A 463-nucleotide genomic window follows, 5' to 3' on the forward strand; every position below is an offset into this window, starting at 1 on the left:
GCACGAGCGCCACCGGCCGGACGAACCGGCCGTGGGGGATGGCCTTCTCGAACCCCCTGCCCTCCTGATCCACCTTCGACCGGCGGACCACGACGCGCAGGCCCTCCGGATCCTCGCGCAGGTCCTCGACATCGAGGGCCACCAACTCGGACCGGCGGAACGCCCCGGCGAACCCGAGCGCCAGCAACGCGCGGTCGCGCTTGCCAGTCAGGGTGTCCGGCGTGCGGGCGCGCAGCATCTGCAGCACGTCCACCGTGGCCGCCGCTTTCTGGGTCGGCGCGACGCCGATGCGGCGCCGGATCCCCTTCATGGTGGCACGCACGTCCTCGTCGTCCGTCGGATCGGCCGCCTTCGCCAGCTTGTGGCCGTACCGGATCGCGGCGAGCCGCCGCCCGATCGTCGAGGCGGACCGCCCGACCTCGGCCTCGTGCGCCAGGAAGCCGGCCACAGCCTCGGGGCTCGC

At 74.1% G+C, this 463-nt stretch carries 1 pseudogene; it reads right to left on the minus strand.

Going from position 1 to position 463, the window contains the following annotated elements:
- Positions 1 to 463 (minus strand): annotated as a pseudogene (locus tag MKL01_RS06835) (integrase); the annotation flags it as partial.

Source organism: Methylobacterium sp. J-070 (assembly GCF_022829385.1).
GTDB lineage: Bacteria > Pseudomonadota > Alphaproteobacteria > Rhizobiales > Beijerinckiaceae > Methylobacterium.